Raw genomic sequence first — 24499 nt, forward strand, 5'->3', positions numbered from 1 at the left:
CGGATGACTCGGCGGCTCACGGGCGAGGGCTGCCGCTGGACGGCACGCCCGGCAGCGGGTCGGTCTGGGTCACCGGCGGCAGCGGCTGGCCGGTGCCGGAGTGCTCCGGGTAGTCGCCCTGGCCCGGCTCGACGGAGCCGCCGGGCGCCGGGTCGGCGTAGGTACCGGGCGTCTGGTCGGTGTAGCCACCGGACGTCGGCGGGGTGTGCGTACCGGGGGTCGGGTCGAGGTAGCCGCCCGGCGGAACGGCGTCCGGCACCGCGCGGGGCGCCGGAGGCTGCGTCGGGATCACGGCGGTCTGCTCCGGGTCGTACGCCCCGGCGCCCCGGAAGGTCGAGGACCCGTTGCCGGAGTCGTCGCCGGCGGCCGAGATGCCACGGGTCAGCCGGCCGGCCAGCACACCGAGCACCGCCGCGCCGACCAGGAAGGTGCCCGGGTTACGCCGCGCGTAGTCGCGTACCTCGGTGATCAGGTCACCGGGCTCGCGCTGCTCAAGCCAACCGGCGACGCCCTGCACCCGGTCGGCGGCCTGGCGGGCCAGCTCGGTCACCGGGCCGGCCTGGCCACCCTGCTCGGCCATCGAGCGCATCTCGTCGGCCAGCGAACGCAGCCCACCGGCGGCTCGGCGCTGCTGCTCGCCGGTCTGGCTGGCGAGCTGGCTGCGGGCCTCGCCGTACAGGTTGCGGGCCTGCCGGGCCGCCTCACGGCCGACCTCGGTGCCCTGCTCCTTGGCGGTCTGGGCGACCGCGCCACCAGCCTGTGCGGCCTCCGAGCCGACCTGGCGCGCCTGGTCGCGGACGCCACCGCCGTTGGTCGACTGCTGCCCGTACGTGGAAGACGTGGGTGAAAGATCGTAAGTCATGATTTCCCTTCCGCTCAGAAAGTCGTCGCGGTTGTGCTGGGGGGATGCGACGCGTTGCCGCCGCCGCTGACCATTCACCTACCCTGCGTTCTGGCTTCCATACCTCTTCGTGCATTTATCTGCGCAGGCCACTGGTTGGTCTTCAAAATGGAGGATCGTCGGGCTGCGTCACGTCGCCGCTGCGGACAGTGAGGTTCGCGAGGCCGGTAGATCCACGGAGGGGGCAGCGATGGCACGAGACGCACGAGGCGGCCGAGCGGCCGGCCCACGACCCCGGGTCCAGCTGGCCGCGCTGGTCGTGGCCGGGGTCTTCCTGTTGATCGGCGTCCTCGGCTTCATACCCGGCATCACCACCGACTACGGCGAGCTGCGGTTCGCCGGGCACCACTCGGACGCGCGCCTGCTCGGGCTGTTCCAGGTGTCGATCCTGCACAACGCGGTGCACCTGCTCTTCGGGTTGGTCGGCCTGGTGCTGGCCCGCAGCGTCGCCGGGGCCCGCGTCTTCCTGGCCGCCGGTGGCGCGATCTACCTCGCCCTCTGGCTGTACGGTCTGGGGATCGAGGCGATCAACCCGGAGGGCGGGGCGAACATCCTGCCGCTGAACGACGCCGACAACTGGCTGCACCTCGCGCTCGGCTTCGGGATGCTCGCGCTCGGGCTGCTGCTGTCGAACCAGGCCGGCACCGGCGGACGCCTGGACAGCCCCGCCGACCGGCGCTGAACTGGACTTCTGTGGTTTCGCGGTCACGCCCGCAGGGGTAAATCGACCGGCGAAGGAGGTGCGATCATGCCTCGTTGGCTACGTGACAACGCCCTGGCAGTCGCCATGCTGGGGGCGTTCCTGGTCTTTCTGGTGTTGCAGAGCGTCTTCGGGTGGCAGACCCACAATGAGGAGCTGACCGAGTTCGGGGCCGCGCCGCTGAGCTGGCCGGCGTACCTGACCAGTGGGCACTTCGCCGAGTCGGTCTTCGAGAACTGGGAGTCCGAGTTCCTCCAGATGGGCGGGTACGTGCTGCTCACCGCGTACCTGGTGCAGCGGGGCTCGGCCGAGTCGAAGCCGATGGACCAGACCGACCGACCGGAGGACGACGAGCGCCGGGCGACCCCGCAGTCACCCTGGCCGGTGCGCGTCGGCGGCCTGCCGCTGGTGATCTACCGGAACAGCCTCTCCCTCGCGCTGCTGCTGATCTTCGCCGGTTCGTTCGTCGGTCACCTGCTCGGTGGCACCGCCGCGTACAACCAGGAGCAGGCGCTCCAGAGCGGGGCGCCGCCGATCGGGGTGTGGGAGTTCCTCGGCACCAGCGACTTCTGGTTCCAGTCCATGCAGAACTGGCAGAGCGAGTTTCTCGCGGTCGGCGCGCTGATCCTGCTGAGCATCGTGCTGCGCCAGCACGCCTCGCCGGAGTCGAAGCCGGTGACCGTCGAGCACGCCAGCACCGGCGCCTGAAACGGCGACGCGGCAGCGGCGACGCGGCCGTCAGGCCGCGACCGGCAACCGCTTGGCGAAACAGACGCTGTACGGGTTGCCGACGTACTCGCCGTAGACCGGGATCTGCTGGTAGCCACACGCGGTGTACAGGGCGACAGCGGCCGGCAGGTAGGTGCCCGTCTCCAGGCAGACCACCGAGTGCCCCTGCCGGAACGCGCACTCCTCCAGCGCGGCGAGCAACTGGCGACCGATCCCCCGCCCCCGGTACGCGGGCCGGACGTACATCCGCTTGACCTCGCCGGTCTCGGCATCGAGCGCCTGGAGCCCGCCGCAGGCGACCGCCCGACCGTTCACGACCACCGCCAGGTAGCGGACGTCGTCATGGGGGACGAAGACCTGCCCGTCCAACCCACCATCGGCCTCGCGCAGCTCACGCTGCTGCGCGATGACCATGGCGGCGATCTCCGGATCGGTGGCAGGCCGGGACTCGATCAGCATCACCCCACGCTAGGACGCGTGGATTTCGGGGAGGTTTCCGGAAATCAACCCCACCACGGACCGCAACGAACTACTCGGCGTCGTCCTCGTCGTCGATGTTGTCGTCGGACGCGTCCGCGCCCACCTCGTCGGCCGAGCGCACCCGGCGAGCCTTTCGGGCGGCGAGCCGATCCGCAGCGGAGGCCCGGTTCGACTTCTCCTCCAGGCGGACGTCGGTGCCCCGATTGCCGGGTACGAAGTCCACACCAGCGAAGAGCGTCGGCTGCCAGTCGAACTCGCGCGCGCCGATCCGGACCAGATCACCGGGCTGCGCGCCGGCCTTGGCCAGCTTGTCCTCGACCCCGAGCCGGGCCAGCCGGTCAGCCAGGTAGCCGACCGCCTCGTCGTTGTCGAAGTTGGTCTGCTTGACCCAGCGTTCCGGCCGGACACCGCGCACGGTGAACGAGCCGTCCGTCTCGGCCGTGATGGTGAAACCGTCGTCGTCCACGGCGATCGGGCGGATGACGATCCGGGTCGGCTCGGCAGGCGGAGCGGCCTTACGCTCTGCGTCGACCAGCTCGGCCATCGCGTAGGTCAGCTCCTTGAGCCCCTCCCGGGTGGCCGCGGAGACCTCGTACACCTGGTAACCGCGCTCCTCCAGGTCGGGGCGCACGATCTCGGCGAGGTCGCGGCCGTCCGGCACGTCGACCTTGTTGATGGCGACCAGCCGTGGGCGGTCGGTCAGGCCGCCGTACTGGCTCAGCTCGGCCTCGATGGCGTCGATGTCGGCCACCGGGTCACGGCCGGGCTCCAGGGTCGCCGAGTCGATGACGTGCACCAGCACGGCGCAGCGCTCGATGTGCCGCAGGAACTCCAGGCCCAGGCCCTTACCCGTGGCCGCGCCGGGGATCAGGCCCGGCACGTCCGCGACGGTGAAGGTGTGGTTGTCCATCCGGACCACGCCGAGGTTGGGCACCAGGGTGGTGAACGGGTAGTCGGCGATCTTCGGCTTCGCGGCGGAGATCACCGAGATCAGCGACGACTTTCCGGCGGACGGGAAGCCCACCAGACCCACATCGGCGACGCTCTTCAGCTCCAGCACGATGTCCAGTTGGTCGCCGGGCTCCCCCAGCTCGGCGAAGCCGGGCGCCTTGCGCTTGGCGTTGGCCAGCGAGGCGTTGCCCCGCCCGCCACGCCCGCCGCGGGCGACCTCGAAGGTGGTGCCGGCGCCGACCATGTCGGCCAGCACGGTGCCGTCGGTGGTCTGCACCACGGTGCCGTTGGGCACCTTCAGCACCAGGTTGTGGCCGTTGGCCCCGTCCCGGTTCGAGCCGGCGCCGCCCTTGCCGTTGTCGGCCTTGACGTGCGGGTGGAAGTGGAAGTCGAGCAGCGTGGTCACCTGCGGGTCGACCACCAGGGACACGCTGCCCCCGTGCCCACCGTTGCCGCCGTCCGGCCCACCGAAGGGCTTGAACTTCTCGCGGTGGATCGAGGCACAACCGTGCCCGCCATCGCCGGCCTGCAGATGCAGAACGACCCGGTCAACGAACGTTGCCACGGCGTCAATCCTTCCAGCGAGGCTCGACCTCGCACTTCGCGAAAAAGGCTAAGCGGGCCGGGACCCGGAGGTCCGCGGCCCGCTTAGCCCGAGAACTACTGCTGCGGAACGATGCTGACGGTCTTGCGACCGCGCTTGGTGCCGAACAGGACCGAACCGGCGGACAGCGCGAACAGCGTGTCGTCGCCGCCACGGCCGACCAGGTCACCGGGGTGGAACTTGGTGCCACGCTGCCGGATGATGATCTCACCGGCGCTGACGACCTGACCACCGAAGCGCTTCACGCCGAGTCGCTGGGCCGCGGAGTCACGACCGTTACGCGAGCTGGACGCACCCTTTTTGTGAGCCATTGGAGGACGACCTACTTCCCGCTGGAGATGCCGGTCACCTTGACCTGGGTCAACGGCTGGCGGTGACCCTGGCGCTTGTGGTAGCCAGTCTTGTTCTTGAACTTGTGGATCCGGATCTTCGGGCCCTTGGTGTGCGCGGCGATTTCGCCGGACACCGCGACCTCGGCAAGCTTCGCCGCGTCGGTCACCAGGTCGTCACCGTCGACGAGGAGCACCGCGGTGAGCTTCACCGCGTCACCGGGGGCACCGGTGAGCTTCTCGACCTCGATCACGTCGCCCTCGGCGACCTTGTACTGCTTGCCGCCGGTCTTGACGATCGCGTACATCGGAGGCGGACTCCCTGTCGTTGAGGCTGCTGGCGGTCGTTCCCGCAGCGGCTCGCCGGGTAGCAGTGCACGGCGGCGCGGGCACACGGGAACTCGGCACACCAAAGGTGGGCCGCAGGCAAGAGTACGCCATCGCTGGCCCGGACCCCAAACCGGCCCGCCCTGGTCAGCGCGCGCAGAGCTGGTCGAGGCGCTGCTGGAGCCGGTCGAGTTCGGTCTCGTCGATCGACTCGACGTCGGCACCGAGCGCGGAAACCTCGGTGCCGAGGTCGGTGAGCAGCGTCTTGAGCTGCGGATCGTCGGTCCGCTCCGACTGCTCCCGCAGCACGGTCCGCCAGGTCGCCAGCGCCGCCTCGGCCCGTCCCCGGGCGGCCTCGGCCGTGCGGCTGTCCCCGGCGCCCACCGCCGCGAGCATCTGACCCAGTTCCGCCACGTACGTCCGGACGGCAGTGGTGCTGGCCTCCTGCGCGGCGGCGCAGACCTGGGTGGCGTTGCCGCCCGTCACACCGTTGCTGGCCGCCACACCGCTGCTGGCCGGCATGCCGGTCGGGCCGGGAGGAGTGCCCGCCGCCGCCGGGCCAGCGCCATCGCCGGTCCCACCGGTCGAGCAGCCGGCCGCGCCGGAGAGCATGGTGAGCAGCGCGGTGACCGCGAGCAGACGGCGCATCTTCTTCTCCTGACCTGGGACGGCCGATCGAGGGCCGGGTGGCCGCAACGGCGAGGTCCCTCCCCCGTCACTTTGCCGGGAGAGGGACCTCGTCAAACACGTGGCCGGTCAGGCGCTCAGGGGCGGGTCCGCCGACGGGCGCCACCGCGACGCGACCGGCGACGGCCGCCACCACCCTCGCTGGTCTCCTCGTCGCCCTCACCGTCGGCGAGTGCGTCCGGGTCGTCCGCCGCGGCCAGGCGAGCCGACTCGCCCTGCTGAGCGTCGGAGATCGCCGGTGCGGCGGCGGTGTCCGACTCGTAGCGGGACAGGTCGTAGCCCATGGTGTCCTGGTAGTCGGCGTCCGGCTCGGCCGACGTGTCGGTGTCGACGACCTCGACCGCGGTCCGCTCGGCCGCAGCCGGGGCGTTCTTGCGCGCCCGGCGGCGGGACGAGGTGCCAGCAGCCTCGGCCGCCGGAGCGGGAGCCACCGCCGAGGCAACCGCCTTGACCTTCTCCCCCGCACCGGCGGGACGCGGCTTCTCCGGCACCGGCTCGGTGTGGATGATGACGCCCCGGCCCTTGCAGCACTCGCAGGTCTCGCTGAACGCCTCCAGCAGGCCCGCGCCGATCCGCTTACGGGTCATCTGCACCAGGCCGAGCGACGTGATCTCGGTGACCTGGTGCTTGGTGCGGTCCCGGCCCAGGCACTCGGTGAGCCGGCGCAGCACCAGCTCACGGTTCGACTCCAGCACCATGTCGATGAAGTCGATCACCACGATGCCGCCGATGTCCCGCAGGCGGAGCTGGCGGACGATTTCCTCCGCCGCCTCCAGGTTGTTGCGGGTGACGGTCTCCTCCAGGTTGCCCCCGGAGCCGGTGTACTTGCCGGTGTTGACGTCGACGACCGTCATCGCCTCGGTGCGGTCGATCACCAGCGAGCCGCCGGAGGGCAGGAAGACCTTGCGGTCCAGGCCCTTGATGATCTGCTCGTCGATCCGGTACTCGGCGAAGACGTCGCTCGTGCCGACGTGCCGGCGCACCCGGTCGACCAGGTCCGGGGAGACGTGCGACAGGTACGACTCGACCATGTCGTACGACTGCTCGCCCTCGATCACCAGCTCGCGGAAGTCCTCGTTGAACAGGTCCCGGACCACCCGGATGACCAGGTCGGGCTCCCCGTACAGCAGCACCGGAGCGCCACCCTCGGCGGCCTTGGCCTGGATGTCCTCCCACTGCGCCTGGAGCCGCTTGACGTCACGGGCCAGCTCGTCCTCGGTGGCGCCCTCGGCGGCCGTCCGGACGATCACGCCCGCGCCGTCCGGGACCAGCTTCTTGAGCACGTCCCGCAGCCGCTTGCGCTCGTTGTCCGGAAGCTTCCGGCTGATCCCGGAGGCGTTGCCGTTGGGCACGTAGACCAGGTGCCGGCCCGAGAGCGCGATGTGGCTGGTCAGCCGTGCGCCCTTGTGCCCGATCGGGTCCTTGGTGACCTGGACCAGCACCGAGTCGCCGGAGCGCAGCGCCTGCTCGATCGAGCGGGCCCGCCCCTCCAGCCCGGAGGTGTCCCAGTTGACCTCACCGGCGTACAGCACTGCGTTGCGGCCCCGACCGACGTCGACGAACGCGGCCTCCATGCTCGGCAGCACGTTCTGCACCTTGCCGAGGTACACGTTGCCGGCCATCGTCCCGGAGGAGTTGCGGGTGACGTAGTGCTCGACCAGCACGCCGTCCTCCAGGACGGCGATCTGGGTGCGGTCGCCGCGCTGGCGGACCGCCATCACCCGGTCGACGGCCTCCCGGCGCGCCAGGAACTCCGACTCGCTGAGGATCGGCGGGCGGGTACGGCGCTGCTCCCGACCGTCCCGGCGGCGCTGGCGCTTGGCCTCCAGCCGGGTCGAGCCGGACACACCCTGCACCTCGTCGACGCTCCGACGCGGCTCGCGGATCTTCACAACGGTCGGCACGCCGTCGTCGGCCGCGCCTCCCTCGGTCTCACCGGCGCCACGACGGCGACGGCGGCGACGACGACGGGTCAGGCCGTCCCCACCCTCGGACTCCTCGTCCTCGTCGCTCTCGGCCTCGACCTCGGCGGTCTCTTCCTCGTCGGCCTGCGCCGCCTCCTCGGACTCCTCGTCCTCGGCGTCGTCGGCCCCGCCCTTGCCCCGGCCCCGGCCGCGGCGACCACGCCGGCGGCGGCGGCGCGCGGCGGCGCTGTCCTCGTCGTCCTCATCCGCCTCGGCGGCCTCGTCGGCCTCCTCGGTCGGCTCCTCTTCGGCCTCGACGGCCTCGATCGGCTCCACCGGCTCGACCTCGCGGCGACCACGCCGACGGCGGCGGGACGGCTCGGCGGCCTCTTCGACGGCCGGCTCCTCGGTCGCTGCGGCGGGCTCCACCGGTCGGGTCACCGGCACGGCGTCCGGCTGGGGTGCCATGAACAGCACGGTGGGCGCGGAGAGCGCGGCACGCCGACGACGGGTACGGGGCTGCTCCGGCTCGATCTCGGCCGGCTCAGCTGTCACGTTGGAGACGGCCGCACCCGGTGGCACCTCGCCGGAGCGGTCCTGCGCCCCGCTGCTCCAGGCCAGCTCGGCGGCGGACGTGCTCGGGAGGGCCTCGGAGTCGTTCAGCTCGGCCTCGGCCTCGCGCAGGTCGGACTCCGCCGGCTCCTCGGTGAGGTCCGGCTCCTCGACGACCGGCTCCTCGACCGCGGGCACCTCGTCGGCGGCGACCGGCTCCTCGGTGGCGGGCGGCTCCTCGACGGCCGCCGGTGTGGCCTTCTTGCGCCGGGTACGGGTCACCTTGACCGGCGGCACCACCTCGGCCGAGGCCTCCTCCGCAGAGGCGGCGACCAGCGGCTCCTCAGCGGTCGTCTCGACGGGGGTGGCCTTGCGGCGGCGCCGGGGAGTCTTCGGTGCGACGTCCAGGTCGCCGGAGACCGGGGCGAAGACCTCCGCCTGCGGCGACTCGACGTTGCCGGCGCCACCGGTGGGCGCCTCGATCGGGGCGTCGGTCTGCTCCGGCTGGTTGAGCGGAGCGGCCCGACGACGGGTCGCCCGGGTGCGCCGCACCGGTGCGGCCGGTTCGGCGGCCTCAGCGGGAGCGCTCTCCGCGCCGGCCGGTTCCACCGAGGCCGAACCGACGGCCGTGGTGGAGGTCTCGACGGCGGCGCCGTCGGCCGTGGTGCTCTGGTCGGCGGACTCACCGGCCGGCTGTGAACCGGTCCGTTCGCCGCCCTCGGGCTCGTTCTCGAGCATGGACGTTCTCCAGTTCTGGCTAGCCCGGGCGCGGGTGAGCGCTGCCACGCAGGGTCGCCGCAAAAGTGTTTCCGCCGGGCGCGCGTGGTGCGCGACCGCCGAAGTCTGCCTGCCAGAACACCGACCGTCGGTCAGTGCCCAACGATGGCTGCCCCGTCGCGGTCCGCATCCAACGGATCCACGATCGCACCCTGCGCGGTCAACGTGCCCTGAGCCAGCCGGGTCACCCTCGGCGAAACCGGCGGCTCCAGGTCGGCCACCACGCGGAGGCCGGAAAGGACGTCATCGGGCCGTACGGACGGGGTGACCTGCCGCACGACCAGTTCGAGTATCGCACACGGTACGGCCGGCGCCCCGGAAGGCGTCGGCGTAGGCATTTGGACATCGATCGATATCACGGCGGCTCGGGCGTCGAAAGTGCGTCGACCCTGCTTGGTCATCCGCTCGACCAGCACCTCCTCGGCCGCGACGAAGGCGTCCACCGCGGCGCGCAGCACCGCCGTGTCGACCTCAGGCAACTCGATGTGCCAGTGCGACGCCTCGATCCGGTCCGGCAGGTTGCCGCCTTCGGCGATCACGGCGTCCAGGACGTCCAGCCCCGGGGAGAGCGCGGCGTCCAACGCGGCACGCAACGCCTCCGGGTCGACGGCCGTCTGAAGGGCGATTTCCAGGTACTCCGCCTCGCTCGCCACCCCGGTCGGGGCTGCGCTGGCGTAGGAGATCTTCGGGTGCGGGTGGAAACCCTGGGAGAAGGCGACCGGCACGGCGGCCCGGCGTAGCGCGCGCTCGAACGCCCGGGCGAAGTCCCGGTGCGAGGTGAATCGCAGCGGCCCGCGCTTGGCGTACCGGATGCGGACGCGCTGGACGACCGGTGCCTGGCCGCCCTCGGGTTGAGGCTTTCTGGCGATCGTGGGCTCCTCGGGTGTACCTGCGTGTTCGCCCATCCTGGCGCAGTGCTCGTGACGGTACCCAACCGGGGCGGCCGGATCGCCCCGGCAGTCGGGGACGAACCGGTCGCCAGGGTCGCGACAACCCGCCACGAAAGCCGGTGGCCGGCCGGTGACGCGGAGGTCACCGGCCGGCCACCATGATCGGGACCGGTTACCGCTCCCTCGGCGGGGCGGGCGGTACCCCGCCCGGCGGCGGGCCGTAACCGGGGGGCGGGTTGTAGCCCGAGGGCGGGGCGTAACCGGAAGGCGGGGCATACCCGGCAGGAGGGGCGTGGCCGGGTGGGGCCGGGTAGCCCGGCGGTGGGGCGTAACCCGCGTCAGGCGGCGGGTACCCGCCCTGGGCCGCCCGGTCGAGCACCTCGTCCGGGATGTCGGCGGCCCGGGCCGCCTCCCGCCGGTACCGACGGCGGTTCCAGATGAGGAAGACCACCAGACCCAGCAGCAACACCAGCACCACGGCGATGCCGATGCCGACCACCATGACCTGCTGGTCGGTGGGGCCGCCGCGGTCGCCGTGCTGAGTGACGTCGAACTCCTCGTCCGCACCCTCGGCACGGGTCGCGCCCGGATCGGTCGACGCCGCCGCGGCCGGGTCGAGTAGCGGGTTGGCAGTGACCGGTGGCACGTTCGCGGTCAGCGCCTTCATCGGGTCGATCACCCCGAAGCCGTACTGCGGATCTCGCCCGGACGGGCCCGCGTCCCGCGCGGTCCGGATGATCCGGTCGATCACGCTCGGAGCGTTGAGGTCGGGGTACTTGGCCCGGATCAGCGCGGCCAGAGCGGAGACGATCGCACCGGAGTCGGAGGTGCCGTCACCCCAGCCGTAGCCCCCCTCGTTGGTGACGTTGTAAACGCTGTCGCCAGGAGCGGCGACCACCGCCTCCGGCCCCTGGACGGAGCCGGACCAGAACGCGCCGCCCTTGGTCGTCCCGGTCACCGCGATCACACCAGGGGTGTTGGCCGGGGTTCCGACCGCGACGTGGCCCTTGGCGGTGTTACCGGCGGAGGCGACCACCACGACGTCACGGTCCAACGCGTACTTGATCGCGTCCCGCTCCACCGGGTTGGCGAGGCCCGGGCCACTAATGGAAATGTTGATTACCTTGGCGCCGCCGTCGACGGCCATCCGGACGCCCCGGGCGATCCCCGCGCCCCTGTAGACCCCGTCGTCCTTGCGCATCTTGATGGGCAGGATCTTCACACCGGGGGCGATGCCGACCACCCCGTCGCCGCTGGGTTTCGCCGCGATGATGCCGGCCATGTGCGTGCCGTGTCCGTCGTCGTCGGACCGGCCGTCGCCGGAGGTGCCGTAGCTGCGACCACCGGGAAGCACCTGACCGCGCAGATCCGGGTGGCTGGCCTCGACGCCACTGTCGATCACGGCCACGACCACGCCCCGCCCGGTCGAGATCTTGTGCACCTGGTCGATCCGGAGCTCGTCCAGATACCACTGCTCGGCCCGTCGGGGCGCGGCGGCCGCCGGTTGAGCGGCTCCCACCACCAGGAACCCCGCCAGCAGACAGGCGACCACCGGCCTGAGGCTTCCGACGTTCACCCTCATCCGTCCATCCTCATCGAAGGACACCCGGGGACGCCCCGTCACCAGGGCCCCACGGATCGTCATCCTCAGTCAACCACGACGAGTGCTCGGAGCCGGTGCCGCCACCCTGCCCGGCGCCACCCGCGCCGCCCATCATGCCGCCGCCCATCATTCCGGCACCGCCGACGCCCGCACCACGCGCGCCGCCCGCCATCCCGGCGCCACCGGCAGCCTGGGCGGTGCGCAACGCGTTCGCCGCGCTCGTCATCGGCGGCAGCTTTCCGTTGCCGCCACCCACCATGCCGGGGATGCCGCCCACGCCGATCCCGGCACCACCGCCCAGGCCACCGCCGGCACCGCCGCCGATTCCGCCGGCCGAGCCGACGCCGGCACCGCCGCCGAAACCACCGCCGGCGCCACCGAGGCCGGCGCTGCCGACCCCGCCACCGCCGATGCCACCGCCCAGGCCACCGACGCCGCTCGGGCTAGCGCCAGCCAGACCGCTGCTGTAGCCGGCGTCGCCGTCCGGGTAGCCCGGGTAACCGGAGCCGGTTGACGGGGATGTGAGCTGACCGGTGCCGCCGGTGGGCGAGCCATCGCCGATCCCACCGGGCTTGGTCGGGGAGAACGAGTCGACTGTGGACGTCGGACCGCCCGTGTCGCCGATGCCCGGCGGCCTGCTGCCGATCGTGGGGCCGCCACCACCGATGTCGGGCTTCCCGCCGAAGTCGCCACCACCGATGTCGGGTCGCCCCGTTGGCGGAACCCGGGTGTCACGAGTGATGTCGTTGACCTCGGCTCCGGCATCCGGGCCGTTGACGGTGAGCTTGGGGCGCTCCGTGTAGACCGCCTGGGGCAGCGGGGCCATCGCGGTGTTCGCCGCGTTCTGATTGTCCCGGTACCAGTTGTCCAGGTGGGCTCCGGTGTCCCACCAGCCGCCCCGCTTCTGGTCGCCGGCCTGGCCGTCGACCTTCATCGTCGCTTCCAGGTCGTCGGCCTTGTCACGGAACGCGCCGTCGGCGTACGAGCCGGGATTGCTCTGGTAGTCCTTGCGCAGCGCGGCGAGGAACCCCGACGAGCTCTCGCCGTCGCGGGCATCGTCGAGCTCGGTGCCGTTGGGCAGGCTCCACTCGTTGAAGCCGAAGTCGTCCATCAGCGGGATCGGGATCGTGGAGACCGACTTGCGGATGTCGCCCTCGATCCGCGTCAACGCGCCACTGACGTTCGTCGCGTCGGTGATGAGATCCTCGATCTGCTTGCCGATCTTGCCGAGGTGCTCGCGGTACGCGTCGCCGCCGCTGCCCTTCCAACCGGCGAGCATCCCCGGCAGACCGCCGACGTGCGGGCGTTCCTGGCCGGTCGCGATCGGGCCGACGAACGAGCGACCGACGAGCGCGTCCCGCAGTTGTTGCAGGCCGCTGGAGAGATTGCTCCAGCCCGCTCCGACCGATCCGACCGTCTCCGGGTCCGCGGAGAGCGTCACCTCGCGGACGCACCGCTCCCAGGTTCCTCCAGCCATGACGTCCCCCTCAGGCCGTGTACGGGTAGGTGGGTGCACCACTGGCGGTGGGCGGTGGCGCCGCCGACTCCAGCAGCCGCTCGATCTCCTTGCCGTTGGCGCCGTTGCGCGCCTCGGTGTCGCGGAACGCCTTGGCGATCTCCTCGGTGCCCTCCTTCAGCGCGGCGAGCTTCTGGGAGAGCGTCGTGAGGTGCGCTTCCATGTTCGCCGTTGACGTCTCCAGGGCCCGCCACTGCATGCGGGCGTCCTCGTACGCGCCGAAGGGAGTGCCGTTCGGGACGGTCTGGGCGTTGTTGCTGTCGCCCTTCATCCGCTCCTTGATGCGTTCCATCTCGTACTTGATGGTGTCGTCGATGTACTGCCTGAGCCGCTCGACGTACGTGGCGGCGGCGTCCAGGTCCTCGACGCTGACTTGCAGATCGCCGATGCTCGGCGGCGGGATGCTACCCATGCGATTCCTCCCCCGTCCCCGACCCGCCGGGTCGGTCCATGTCAGACGCAGCGTATCGAGTCTGACCTAGTCGGGGCAGCCCCAGCCACCAGCACCTGGTACAGATGGACGCCGATCTCGCGGAAGGCTCGGCGCCGGGCCACCGTACGGCCGACCCCGAACAACGCCAACGGGCCCGCGAGACGCGGACCCGTTGGGCGACATGTCGGATGTGGAGGGTGGAGGGTCACCGCCAGCCGGCGCTGGCCGAAGGCAGCGCGGTCAGGGGTGCGAGTGCGAGTGGCCCGACGGGACCTTCATGCCGTTGCCGCCCAGCGGGGTGAGCGGCAGCAGCTTCTTGCCGGTGGGGCCGATCTGGATCTCGGTGTCCATCGATGGGCAGACGCCGCAGTCGAAGCAGGGCGTCCACCGGCAGTCGTCCTGCTCGAACTCGCTGAACGAGTCCTGCCAGTCCTGCCAGAGCCAGTCCTTGTCCAGGCCCGAGTCGAGGTGGTCCCAGGGCAGGACCTCCAGCTCGTCGCGCTGACGGGTGGTGTACCAGTCGAGGTCCACCCCGAACGCGGGCAGCGTCTCGGCCGCCGCGTCCACCCAGCGCTGGTACGAGAAGTGCTCGCTCCACCCGTCGAACCGGCCGCCGTTCTCCCAGACCTTGCGGATGACCGAACCGACCCGGCGGTCACCCCTGGAGAGCAGCCCTTCGATGAGCGACGGCTCACCGTCGTGGTAGCGGTAGCCGATGGCCCGGCCCAGCGAGCGGTCCGCGTTGATGGCCTGCTTGAGGATCTTGAGCCGGTGGTCGATGACCTCCGGACGGTCCATCGCGGCCCACTGGAACGGGGTGTGCGGCTTCGGCACGAACCCGCCGATGGAGACCGTGCAGCGGATGTCCTTGGAGCCGGTCGCGGCCCGGCCGGCCCTGATCACCTCGTGGGCCATCTCGGCGATCTCGAGGACGTCCTCGTCGGTCTCGGTGGGCAGGCCGCACATGAAGTAGAGCTTCACCTGCCGCCACCCGTTGGTGTACGCGGTGACGACCGTACGGATCAGGTCTTCCTTCGACACCATCTTGTTGATGACCTTGCGGATCCGCTCCGACCCGCCCTCCGGGGCGAAGGTCAGGCCGGTACGCCGCCCGTTGCGGGACAACTCCTGGGCGAGGTCGATGTTGAAGGCGTCCACCCGGGTCGAGGGCAGCGACAGCGAAACGTTCGTGCCCTCGTACTGCTGGGCGAGGCCCGAGCACATGTCGCCGATCTCGGAGTGGTCCGCCGAGGAGAGCGACAGCAGGCCGACCTCGGAGAAGCCGGAGAACTCCAGGCCCTCGCGAACCATCTGCGCGACAGTGGTGATCGACCGCTCGCGCACCGGGCGGGTGATCATCCCGGCCTGGCAGAATCGGCAACCCCGGGTGCAGCCCCGGAAGATCTCCACCGCGTACCGCTCGTGCACCGTCTCGGCCAGCGGAACGAGGGGCTTCTTCGGGTACGGCCAGGCGTCCAGGTCCATCGTCGTGCGCTTGTGCACCCGGAACGGCACGTCCGCCCGGTTCGGTACGACCCGCTGGATCCGGCCGTCTGGCAGGTAGTCGACGTCGTAGAAGCGCGGCACGTAGACGCTCTCGGTGCGGGCCAGCCGCAGCAGCAGTTCGTCGCGGCCGCCCGGCGAGCCCTCGGCCTTCCACTCCCGGACGATCGCGGTGATCTCCAGGACCGCCTCCTCGCCGTCGCCGAGCACCGCGGCGTCGATGAAGTCGGCGATCGGCTCCGGGTTGAACGCGGCGTGCCCGCCGGCCACGATCACCGGGTCGGCGTCGGTGCGGTCGGCCGCCAGCATCGGGATGCCGGCCAGGTCGATCGCGGTGAGCATGTTGGTGTAACCCAGCTCGGTGGAGAAGGAGATGCCGAACACGTCGAACCCGCGCACCGCCCGGTGCGCGTCGACGGTGAACTGCGGCACGCCGTGCTTGCGCATCAGCGTCTCCAGGTCCGGCCAGACCGCGTACGTCCGCTCGGCGAGGGTGTCGGGCAGCTCGTTGAGCACCTCGTAGAGGATCTGCACGCCCTGGTTGGGCAGGCCCACCTCGTAGGCGTCGGGATACATCAGCGCCCAACGCACGGTCGCGGCGTCCCAGTCCTTCGTCACCGCACCCAACTCGCCCCCGACGTACTGGATGGGCTTGGAGACCTGGGGTAGCAGCGGCTCGAGCTGGGACCACACGGAGTTGGTCGCGGCCGGGCGCGGCGTCGTGGACGGGGCACTCATGATGCCCAAGGGTACGCGTTCGTCCGGCGGCGATCGCGCGCACGCCCGATCGGCGTTGGTGGCGGCGCGGTACTAACCTCGGATCGGCGCGAGAGGAGATTGCCGCGATGCCGGAGCCCCAGCCGGGAGCACGGCCGGCCGACGGGAGCACGCCAGGCGCGGAGCCGGAGCGGGACCGGGCGGTCGCCGACGAGCCGACCTCCCCACCCGTACCCCCGGACCAGCCGGAACCCTCGGACCAGCCGGAACCCCCGGGCGAGTCAGAACCTCCGGGCCAGCCGGAACCCCCGGATCCCTCGGACCAGCCGGAAGCCCCGGGCCCGCCAGAACCCTCGGACCAGCCGAAGCCTGCCGCGACCGCGGAGGTGCCGGCGCCCAGGTGGAGCGGTTCGGCCCCGGTGCCACCGCCGCTGCCCCGCCGACCCGTCTGGGGCGAGTCGGCCGAGCCGACCCCTCCCCCGCCGGTGGCCGTCGGGCCGCCGGAGCACCAGACCCCGGTCGACCCGTGGGCCGGCGTGGACACCGGCGGCTGGGACCTGCCCTCCGCCGAACTGCCCCCGCTGCCGCCCACGATTTCGTATCCGACGCCGCCGGACACCCGGCAGTGGTCCGGGCCGCCCGCTCCTCCGGCCGTATCGCGGGACACCCGGCAGTGGTCCGGGCCGCCCGCTTCCCCGGCCGGGCCGCACCCGGTGCCGCCGCCGGCCGCCCCGAGCGCACCGCGGGCCATCGGACCCATGGTTCCGGCCCGGCCGATGTCGCCACCCGCACCACCCGCGCCGCCGAAGGTGCCGAAGCAGCGCCGGGGTCGGCGATCCACCGCGCCACCGACGCCACCGCCCGGCTGGCAGGCCCCCAAGGGGTACGTGCCGGTCCCGGTACGCCGACGACGCCGCTGGCCGTGGCTGCTGCTGCTCACCCTGGCCTGCTGCTGTGGCTGCCCCGCCTACTACGGGTTCCCGATCTCGGCCCAGTACCCGGCGCGCGCGACAGTGCCCGTCCAGGTGGACGACCTCAGCCTGCGACAGGACAGCCGCAGCACGGAGACGGCCAAGAAGTTGGAGGGCGAGGTACGCAAGGAGCACTGGCTCGCCGAGGACACGTTCGCCGGCGTCTACGCCACGACGAGCGGCAAGCGGGTGACGGTCTTCGGCGGCACCGGCTTCCGGCTGAGCCCGGAGTCGGACGCGGAGGCCGAGATCAGCCGGCTCACCGAGCGGTACGCGTTGGATGCCCCGGAGAGCGTGGACACCGGTGTGCGGGGCAGGCACGAACGGTGCGCGGTGGGTAGCGCCGACGGCAGTGCCGTGGTGGTCTGCACGTCGGTCGACCACGGCAGCATCGCCACCGGCGTGTTCACCCGGCTCTCCGTCGCCGACAGTGCCGAACTGCTGGGCACCCTGCGCGCCCAGATCGTCCAACCCGAGCGGGGCTGATCCGCACCCCGCCGGCCGGGGTGCGGTGATCCGCACCCGGGGCGCTCGGCCCGCGCGGCACGCGCACCAGCGGCAGCAGCCGTGACGTAGCGTCACGCGCCACGGCAAGGCCACAAGGCAAAAGGCGCTATACCTCTGAGTCATATTTATGACTCAGAGGTATAGCGCCTTTGAGAGCGGGTGCCTCCCGGCCGCGAGGCCAGGGGGCGGGAGGCCCCTCGACCACGTGCCGGGCGGCTGATTGACGGGCAGGGTGTGCCCGACGGGGTCAGGCGTCGCGGGTCGGGTCCGGGTGGGCGCGCGGCGGGGCGTAGCGGGGCACGTACTCCTGGCCGGTGAGCTTCTGGATCTCACTCATCAGCTCGTCGGTCATCTGCCGCAGCGAGGTGCGGTCGTCCGGTCGGCCGGTGAAGTCCAGCGGCTTGCCGAATCGAACCGTGATCTTGGCAGTGCCCGGCCGGGGCACCCGGGCACCGATCGGCTGCGCCTTGTCCGTGCCGATCATGCCGACCGGGATGATCGGCACGCCGGCCGAGATCGCCAGCCGGGCCGCGCCGGTCCGCCCCCGGTAGAGCTTGCCGTCCGGCGAGCGGGTGCCCTCCGGGTAGACCACCACCAGGTCACCGCCCTTGAGCGCCGGGATCGCCGCGTCGAACGCGGACAGCGCCGCCCGGCCACCGGCCCGCTCGACCGGGATCGCACCCAGGCCGGTGAGGACGAACTTGGAGATCGCACCCTTCACGCCGGTGCCCTTGAAATATTCCGACTTGGCCCAGAACGCCAGGTGCCGGGGCACGACCGTGCCGAGGAACAACTCGTCGGCCACCGAGAGGTGGTTGCCGGCGAAGACCGCGCCACCGATCTCCGGCACGTGTTCCAGCCCCTCCACGGTCGGGCGGAACGCCAACCGCAGCGTGGGCGCCACGGTGAGCTTGCCGATGGTGTAGAGCAGGGGCACTGGTCCTCCGGCAGATCAGGTGCGAACAGGCGGTGTCACGGTAGCGGACGCCTCCACACCTCCCGGACGGAGGTGGTGAGGCGCCCGCACCCTGGCGATGGTCCGTTATACCCGGCGGACGACCACCGTTACCGGCTCACCATCGCCGACCTCGCCGGCGAAGCCATCCGGGCCCTCGGCGAAGTCCACCGAGTCGGCCAGCACCTCCGCGGAGACGAAGTCGACGTACGCGGACACCGCCGCGCGTACCTCGTCGGACGCCGACACCGACACCACGATCCGGTCCGAGACATCCAGGTTGGCGTCCCGGCGGGCCTGCTGCACCACCCGCACCACGTCGCGGGCAAGCCCCTCGGCGGCCAACTGCGGGGTGACATCGGTGTCCAGCACCACCACGCCCTCGCCGCCGGGCAGCGGCGCGGAGTGCTCCGCGTCGGCGGCGACCAGGCGCAACTCGTACTCACCCTCGGCGAGGGTGACGCCGGCGGCCACCGGGGCGCCGTCGACCAGCTCCCACTCGCCCGCCTTGACCGCCTTGATCACCTGCTGCACCTGCTTGCCGACCCGCGGGCCGAGCGCCCGGGGCACCACCGTCAACACCTGCTCGCAGTACGCGGACAGCTCCGCGCTGAACTCCACATCCTTCACGTTGACCTCGTCGGCGACCAGGTCGGCGAACGGCCGCAGCTGCTCCGCGGCCGGCGAGGCCACGGTCAGCTTCGACAGCGGCAGTCGCACCCGCAGTCCCTTGGCCTTGCGCAGCGACAGCGCCGCCGAGGCGACCGCCCGGACGTTGTCCATCGCGGCGACCAGGTCGTGGTCGGCCGGGAACTCGCTCGCCTCCGGCCAGTCGGTCAGGTGCACCGAACGCTCCCCGGTCAGGCCACGCCAGATCTCCTCAGCCGTCAGCGGCGCGAGCGGCGCCACCACCCGGCAGAGGGTCTCCAGCACCGTCGACAGGGTGTCGAAGGCGTTGGCGTCACCGGACCAGAACCGGTCCCGGGACCGGCGCACGTACCAGTTGGTCAACGCGTCCAGGTAGGACCGGACGGTGGCGCAGGCACCGGAGATGTCGTACGCGTCCATCTGCGCGCCGACCGTGGACACCAGCTCGTTCGTCTTCGCCAGCACGTACCGGTCGAGCAGGTGGGTGGAGTCGGTGCGTCGCCGCGCCTGGTACCCGTCGGCGTTGGCGTAGAGCGTGAAGAAGTACCACACGTTCCACAGCGGCAGCAGCACCTGCCGGACGGCGTCGCGGATGCCCGCCTCGGTGACCGCCATGTCCCCACCGCGCAGCACCGGCGAGGACATCAGCATCCAGCGCATCGCGTCCGAGCCGTACGCGTCGAAGACGTGGTACACGTCCGGGTAGTTGCGCAGGCTCTTGGACATCTTGCGCCCGTCCGAGCCGAGCAGGATGCCGTGGCTCAGGCAGTTGCGGAACGCCGGCCGGTCGAACAGCGCGGTGGCCAGCACGTGCATCGTGTAGAACCAGCCGCGAGTCTGCCCGATGTACTCGACGATGAAGTCACCCGGGTAGTGGTGCTCGAACCAGTCGGCGTTCTCGAACGGGTAGTGCACCTGGGCGAACGGCATCGACCCGGACTCGAACCAGCAGTCCAGCACCTCCGGCACCCGGCGCATCATCGACTGCCCGGTCGGGTCGTCCGGGTTGGGGCGGACCAGGTCGTCCACCGCCGGCCGGTGCAGGTCGGTCAGGCGTACGCCGAAGTCCCGCTCGATGTCGGCCAGCGAACCGTAGACGTCCAGGCGCGGGTAGTTCGGGTCGTCGGACTTCCACGCCGGGATCGGCGAGCCCCAGAACCGGTTCCGACTGATCGACCAGTCCCGGGCGTTGGCCAGCCACTTGCCGAACGAGCCGTCCTTGATGTGGCCGGGCGTCCAGTTGATCTCCTGGTTCAGCTCGACCATCCGGTCCCGGAACTGCGTCACCGCGACGAACCACGACGACACCGCCTTGTAGACCAGCGGGGTGTCGCATCGCCAGCAGTGCGGGTACGAGTGGGTGTAGGTGTCCTGCTTGAGCACCACCCCCCGGTCCTTCAGCTCCCGGATCACCGGCTTGTTGACGTCGAAGACCTGCTCACCCTGGTACGGCGGGACCAGCGCGGTGAACCGGGTGTGGTCGTCCACAGTGACGATGGTGGGGATGCCTGCGGCGTTGCAGACGTTCTGGTCATCCTCACCGAAGGCCGGGGCCAGGTGCACGATCCCGGTGCCGTCCTCGGTGGTGACGAACTCCGCGCCGAGCACCTGGTAGGCGTTCTCCCCGGCCTGCTCGACGAGGAAGTCGAACAGCGGCGTGTAGCGGCGTCCGGCCAGGTCCCGGCCGTACACCGTGCCGACCTGCTCGTAGCCCTCCAGCTCCTTGGCGTACGCGGCCAGCCGCGCCGCCCCCACCAGGTAGCGGTCGGCGTCGTGTTCGAGCACCGCGTACTCGATGTCGGGCCCGACGGCGAGCGCCAGGTTCGACGGCAGGGTCCACGGCGTGGTGGTCCAGACGCCCAGTTTGACCGGCCCGCGCACCAGTTCCGGCGCGGACTCGTCGGCGGTCAGCTCGAACCACACCGACAGGGTGGGGTCGTGCCGGTCCCGGTAGACGTCGTCCATCCGGGTCTCGGTGTTCGACAGCGGCGTCTCACAGCGCCAGCAGTACGCCAGCACCCGGAAGCCCTCGTAGATCAGACCCTTGTCGTGCAGGGTCTTGAAGGCCCACATGACGCTTTCCATGTAGTCCAGGTCGAGGGTCTTGTAGTCGTTGGTGAAGTCGACCCAGCGGGCCTGCCGGTTGATGTACCGCTCCCAGTCCTGGGTGAACTCCAGCACCGAGGTACGGCACGCCTCGTTGAACCGGTCCACGCCCAGGTCGATGATCTCCGCCTTGCTCGTGATGCCGAGCTGCTTCTCGGCCACCACCTCGGCGGGCAGGCCGTGGCAGTCCCAGCCGAAGCGCCGCTCGACGTGCCGGCCGCGCATGGTCTGGTAGCGCGGCACCACGTCCTTGACGTAGCCGGTGAAGAGGTGACCGTAGTGCGGCAGGCCGTTGGCGAACGGCGGGCCGTCGTAGAAGACGTACTCGTTCTTGCCGTCCGTGCCGGCAGGGCGGGCCTCGATGCTGGCCTCGAAGGTCTTGTCGGCCGTCCAGTGCTCCAGCACCCGGCGCTCGACCGCGGGCAGGTCCGGGCTCGCCGGCACACCGGCGGCGGTCGGGTCGTGCAACGGATAGGCCATCGGGGGTCGCTCTCCTCATGCAGCTCACTCAACGTGGGTCTGCGAGGACGAACCTCCGGGTACGCCTGGAACGGCGCTCCCGGGTGGCCCGCGGTACCACCCCGCTTGGCGGTCAGGATCGACCGCCCGCTCATTGTTGGCTGTGACGGGCCGCACCCGTCCGGTTCTACTGGGCCGGTTGCCCGGCTGTTCTTCCGGAGGCTCACCGGTGATGGCCGGGTCATCGCCTTACGGTGCCCAACGATACAAGACCCCACCCCCAACCCGCCGCCGAGTGAACGCACGCGCCGGCACCCTAGGCTGTCCGGATGATCCGGATCGAGTTGGACGAGCCGACGCTGGCCCGCACCCGGATCGCCACCAGCCCGCTCTGGGAGGTGCTGACCAGCCTGTTCGTGCTGCAACGCCATCCGAAAGAGGCGCCCTGGCCGTACACCGCCTGGGCGCGGCACGCACGGCGGGTGCTCGACGAGGTGCCGGCGACCGCACCGGCCCGGCTGCTGACCATCGGCCTACCCGCACCGGACTTCCTCAGCCCGGTCCCCACGTCGGCCGCGCCGACCCTGGCCGAACAGCTCGCCGAACTGCGCGCGACGCCAGCTGAGGTGATCGCCGAGCAGATCCCCCGCTACCACGACCCGGACGACCTGCCGGGATGGCTCGGCCCGTTCGTCAGGGACCGGCGGGCCGCCCTGGACCGGCTCGCCGACGGCATCGAGGCGTATTGGGACGCGGCCATCGCGCCGTGGTGGCCGGCGATGCGGGCGGCGCTGGACGAGGAGGTGCTGCACCGGGCGCGGGCGCTCGCCGCGCACGGTCCGGACGCGTTGCTGGCCGACCTGCACGAGCGGGTGCGCTGGGAGAAGCCGGTGCTGACGCTGGTGAAGCCGTCGGAGCAGCAGTTCGCGGTGGTGGACCAACGGCTCCTGCTGATTCCACTGATCTTCTCGCAGGGAGCACTCATCTGCGCCACCGACCATCCGGAGATAATCGCCGTCTCCTACCAGGCGCGCGGGGCGGTGGTGCTCGCCGAGGGTGGGCCCAGCTCGGCGCCCCGGGCGGCACCGGCCACGGATCGGCTGGCGGTGCTGGTCGGCCGAGGTCGTGCCCAGGTGCTGCGGGCGCTGACCCGGCCGGCGACCACCGCCGGCCTCGCGGCCACCCTGGGGCTGGCCCCGAGCACCGTCTCGGAGCAGCTCTCCGCGCTGCTCACCGCCGGTGTGGTGCACCGCCGTCGGGTGGGCCGACGGGTGCTGTACGGCCTGGAACCGGCCGGCGTGGCACTGGTGCAGCTCATCGGCGACGAGCCGGCGAGCGCCTCGGCCTGAGCATTCGGCTCGATCCGAATTCGTTTCCCACCCGTCCCGGTCGCTCCTAGCGTGCGGGTCACGAACGAACACGCGATCGAGGCGGTCGGGGGTGCCGCAGGTACCGCAGCCGCAGGGGATGGTGGCGACCCAGCGCCGGGAGGTTCAGGCAGTCCGCGGCGTCAACCTGACGGTTGGCAACGGGGAGCTGTTCGGCCTGCTCGGGCCGAACGGCGCTGGGCACCCCCAACCCCATTCCCGGTTGACCATGAAGTTGTCGCCTCCCTCGTCGGCGTGTCGTGGCAACAACTTCATGATCAACCGGGGGGTGCGGTCAGGGGGCCGGGAGGGTGGTGCTCCACAGCGAGGCACCTTCGCGGTCGCGCAGGTGGACCGTCAGGGCCTCGGACTCACCGTCGATGGTGACCTCACCGAAGTGCTGAAAGCCTCCCGCCGGGCCCGTGTTGGCCACCGGCGGTGCGTGCACGAAGGCCGCCTGCGGCCCGAACGTGCCGTCCAGCGCGTTCGGGCCGAACGCACCGGCGTGCGCCGGGCCGGAGACGAACTCCCAGAACGGGGTGAAGTCGCCGACCGCCGCGCGGGACGGGTCGTAGTGGTGCGCGGCGGAGTAGTGCACGTCGGCGGTCAGGAAGACCATGCCGGTCACCCCGGCCCGGTGGGTGGCCCGCAGCACCTCGGCGAACTCCAACTCCCGGCCCGCCGGCGCGCCCGGGTCGCCCTGCGCGACACCCTCCTGCGCGCCCGGGCCGTCCGGCACCACCACGCCGATCGGCAGGTCGTTGGCGATCACCTTCCAGGTCGCCGTGGAGCGCTTCAGCTCCCGGATCAGCCACTCCCGTTGCTGCCGGCCGAGCAGACCACGCTTCGGGTCGGCGTACGTGTTGCCGTCGTTCGGGTCCTTGTGGGTACGCATGTCGAGCACGAACACGTCCAGCGACGGCCCGTACGACAGCCGCCGGTACATCGGCCCGTCGACCGGCACCGGTAGCCACTCGTTGAACGCCTGGCGGGCCCGGGCGGCGAGCACGTCGACCCGCCGCTCGGTGTAGCGCGGGTCGTCCAGGATCTCGCCCGGGTACCAGTTGTTCAGGACCTCGTGGTCGTCCCACTGGTTGATCTGCGGCACCGCCGCGGCGAACTCCCGCAGGTGCTCGTCGAGCAGGTTGTACGCGAACTGCCCGCGGTACTCGGTCAGCGTCTCGGCGACCTTGCTCTTCTCCGGGGTGACCAGGTTGCGCCAGATCCGCCCGTCGGGCAGCGTCACCGACTCGACCAGCGGGCCGTCGGCGTACACCGTGTCCCCGCTGCACAGGAAGAAGTCCGGCCGGGTCTGCCGCATCGCCCGGAAGATCGACATGCCGCCGAAGTTCGGGTCGATCCCCCAGCCCTGCCCGACCACGTCGCCGGTCCAGACGAACTTCACGTCGCGCCGCCGGTGCCGCCCCGGCGCGGTGGTCAGCGTCCCGGTCAGCGGCTCGCTGACCACCCCGTGCCGATCCAGGCTCTCCACCCGCACCCGGTAGTGCAGCCGCTCGGCGTCCGGCAGGCCCCGCAGCCGGACCTTTCCGGTGAAGTCGCCGTTCGGGCTGAGCACCGGGCCGCGCAGCTTGCGCGCCCCCCGGAAGTCCGGCCGACGGCTCACCTCGACCAGCATCCGGCCCGGCCGGTCGGCCCGCGTCCAGACCAGCGCAGAGTCCGCGGTCACGTCGCCGCTCTGCACGCCATGGGTGAGCACCGGGCGCGCCGCCGGGCGCCAGGCCGGGGCGGCGTTCGCGCCGGCACCACCCAGCAGGGCGCCGCCGGCGGCTCCGGCACCGACCACCAGGCCGGTCCGCAGCAGGGTACGTCGATCAAGCTCGGTCATGCTTCCTCCCGATCATGGGTTGACCCCGTGGGTCTAT

General features: G+C 71.5%; 19 protein-coding genes. 4 read left to right on the plus strand and 15 right to left on the minus strand.

Annotated features, from left to right (window positions below; translation table 11 throughout):
- Window positions 1-16 precede the first annotated feature (16 nt).
- Window positions 17-862, minus strand: coding sequence for a hypothetical protein (locus GA0070561_RS32750; RefSeq protein WP_091409913.1), 846 nt, complete (start codon window positions 860-862; stop codon window positions 17-19).
- 229 nt (window positions 863-1091) lie between these two features.
- On the opposite strand from GA0070561_RS32750, the gene GA0070561_RS32755 reads away from it, so the two are divergent.
- Window positions 1092-1583, plus strand: coding sequence for a DUF4383 domain-containing protein (locus tag GA0070561_RS32755; protein WP_091409916.1), 492 nt, complete (start codon window positions 1092-1094; stop codon window positions 1581-1583).
- 66 nt (window positions 1584-1649) lie between these two features.
- On the plus strand, window positions 1650-2309 hold the full coding sequence (locus GA0070561_RS32760) for a DUF6766 family protein (protein ID WP_091409920.1): 660 nt from the start codon (window positions 1650-1652) through the stop codon (window positions 2307-2309).
- Window positions 2310-2339: 30 nt separating this feature from the next.
- Here GA0070561_RS32760 and GA0070561_RS32765 read toward each other — a convergent pair whose 3' ends face one another.
- The 11 genes from GA0070561_RS32765 to GA0070561_RS32815 all read right to left on the minus strand — a co-directional run bounded on the left by GA0070561_RS32765 (window position 2340) and on the right by GA0070561_RS32815 (window position 15624).
- Entirely contained in the window at window positions 2340-2789 is a 450-nt protein-coding gene (locus GA0070561_RS32765; protein ID WP_091410017.1) for a GNAT family N-acetyltransferase, read from the minus strand.
- 70 nt (window positions 2790-2859) lie between these two features.
- Entirely contained in the window at window positions 2860-4326 is a 1467-nt protein-coding gene (obgE, locus tag GA0070561_RS32770; RefSeq protein ID WP_091409923.1) for a GTPase ObgE, read from the minus strand.
- 95 nt (window positions 4327-4421) lie between these two features.
- Window positions 4422-4676 (minus strand): 50S ribosomal protein L27, encoded by a 255-nt coding sequence (rpmA, locus tag GA0070561_RS32775; protein ID WP_030491740.1) that lies wholly within the window; start codon window positions 4674-4676, stop codon window positions 4422-4424.
- Between the two features lie 11 nt (window positions 4677-4687).
- A complete protein-coding gene (gene rplU, locus GA0070561_RS32780) occupies window positions 4688-5002 on the minus strand; it encodes a 50S ribosomal protein L21 (RefSeq protein WP_007464063.1) in 315 nt (104 codons plus the stop codon).
- A gap of 166 nt (window positions 5003-5168) precedes the next feature.
- On the minus strand, window positions 5169-5669 hold the full coding sequence (locus GA0070561_RS32785; RefSeq protein WP_091409926.1) for a hypothetical protein: 501 nt from the start codon (window positions 5667-5669) through the stop codon (window positions 5169-5171).
- A 116-nt stretch (window positions 5670-5785) separates the two neighbouring features.
- Entirely contained in the window at window positions 5786-8902 is a 3117-nt protein-coding gene (locus GA0070561_RS32790) for an Rne/Rng family ribonuclease (RefSeq protein WP_091409928.1), read from the minus strand.
- 131 nt (window positions 8903-9033) lie between these two features.
- Window positions 9034-9846 (minus strand): TIGR03936 family radical SAM-associated protein, encoded by an 813-nt coding sequence (locus GA0070561_RS32795; RefSeq protein ID WP_091409931.1) that lies wholly within the window; start codon window positions 9844-9846, stop codon window positions 9034-9036.
- A 157-nt stretch (window positions 9847-10003) separates the two neighbouring features.
- Window positions 10004-11413, minus strand: coding sequence for a type VII secretion-associated serine protease mycosin (gene mycP / locus GA0070561_RS32800; RefSeq protein ID WP_091409934.1), 1410 nt, complete (start codon window positions 11411-11413; stop codon window positions 10004-10006).
- 10 nt (window positions 11414-11423) lie between these two features.
- Entirely contained in the window at window positions 11424-12911 is a 1488-nt protein-coding gene (locus GA0070561_RS32805; RefSeq protein ID WP_091409938.1) for a WXG100 family type VII secretion target, read from the minus strand.
- A 10-nt stretch (window positions 12912-12921) separates the two neighbouring features.
- A complete protein-coding gene (locus tag GA0070561_RS32810; RefSeq protein ID WP_091409942.1) occupies window positions 12922-13362 on the minus strand; it encodes a hypothetical protein in 441 nt (146 codons plus the stop codon).
- A gap of 261 nt (window positions 13363-13623) precedes the next feature.
- Entirely contained in the window at window positions 13624-15624 is a 2001-nt protein-coding gene (locus GA0070561_RS32815; protein WP_091409946.1) for a TIGR03960 family B12-binding radical SAM protein, read from the minus strand.
- A gap of 398 nt (window positions 15625-16022) precedes the next feature.
- Here GA0070561_RS32815 and GA0070561_RS34465 point away from each other — a divergent pair, with 398 nt between their 5' ends.
- Entirely contained in the window at window positions 16023-17060 is a 1038-nt protein-coding gene (locus GA0070561_RS34465; protein ID WP_244166532.1) for a hypothetical protein, read from the plus strand.
- A gap of 268 nt (window positions 17061-17328) precedes the next feature.
- On the opposite strand, the gene GA0070561_RS32825 is transcribed toward GA0070561_RS34465, so the two are convergent.
- Together GA0070561_RS32825 and ileS are read right to left on the minus strand one after the other, a co-directional pair.
- A complete protein-coding gene (locus GA0070561_RS32825) occupies window positions 17329-18018 on the minus strand; it encodes a lysophospholipid acyltransferase family protein (RefSeq protein ID WP_091409949.1) in 690 nt (229 codons plus the stop codon).
- 105 nt (window positions 18019-18123) lie between these two features.
- Window positions 18124-21270: an isoleucine--tRNA ligase gene (ileS, locus tag GA0070561_RS32830; RefSeq protein ID WP_091409953.1), complete on the minus strand. Its 3147-nt coding sequence runs from the start codon at window positions 21268-21270 to the stop codon at window positions 18124-18126.
- 308 nt (window positions 21271-21578) lie between these two features.
- Here ileS and GA0070561_RS32835 point away from each other — a divergent pair, with 308 nt between their 5' ends.
- Window positions 21579-22598 (plus strand): ArsR family transcriptional regulator, encoded by a 1020-nt coding sequence (locus GA0070561_RS32835; RefSeq protein ID WP_091409956.1) that lies wholly within the window; start codon window positions 21579-21581, stop codon window positions 22596-22598.
- Window positions 22599-22911: 313 nt separating this feature from the next.
- Here the strand turns inward: GA0070561_RS32835 and GA0070561_RS32840 are convergent, their stop codons facing one another.
- A complete protein-coding gene (locus tag GA0070561_RS32840) occupies window positions 22912-24462 on the minus strand; it encodes an alkaline phosphatase D family protein (protein ID WP_091409959.1) in 1551 nt (516 codons plus the stop codon).
- Between the last annotated feature and the right edge of the window lie 37 nt (window positions 24463-24499).

This window comes from Micromonospora saelicesensis (assembly GCF_900091575.1).
Lineage (GTDB): Bacteria > Actinomycetota > Actinomycetes > Mycobacteriales > Micromonosporaceae > Micromonospora > Micromonospora saelicesensis.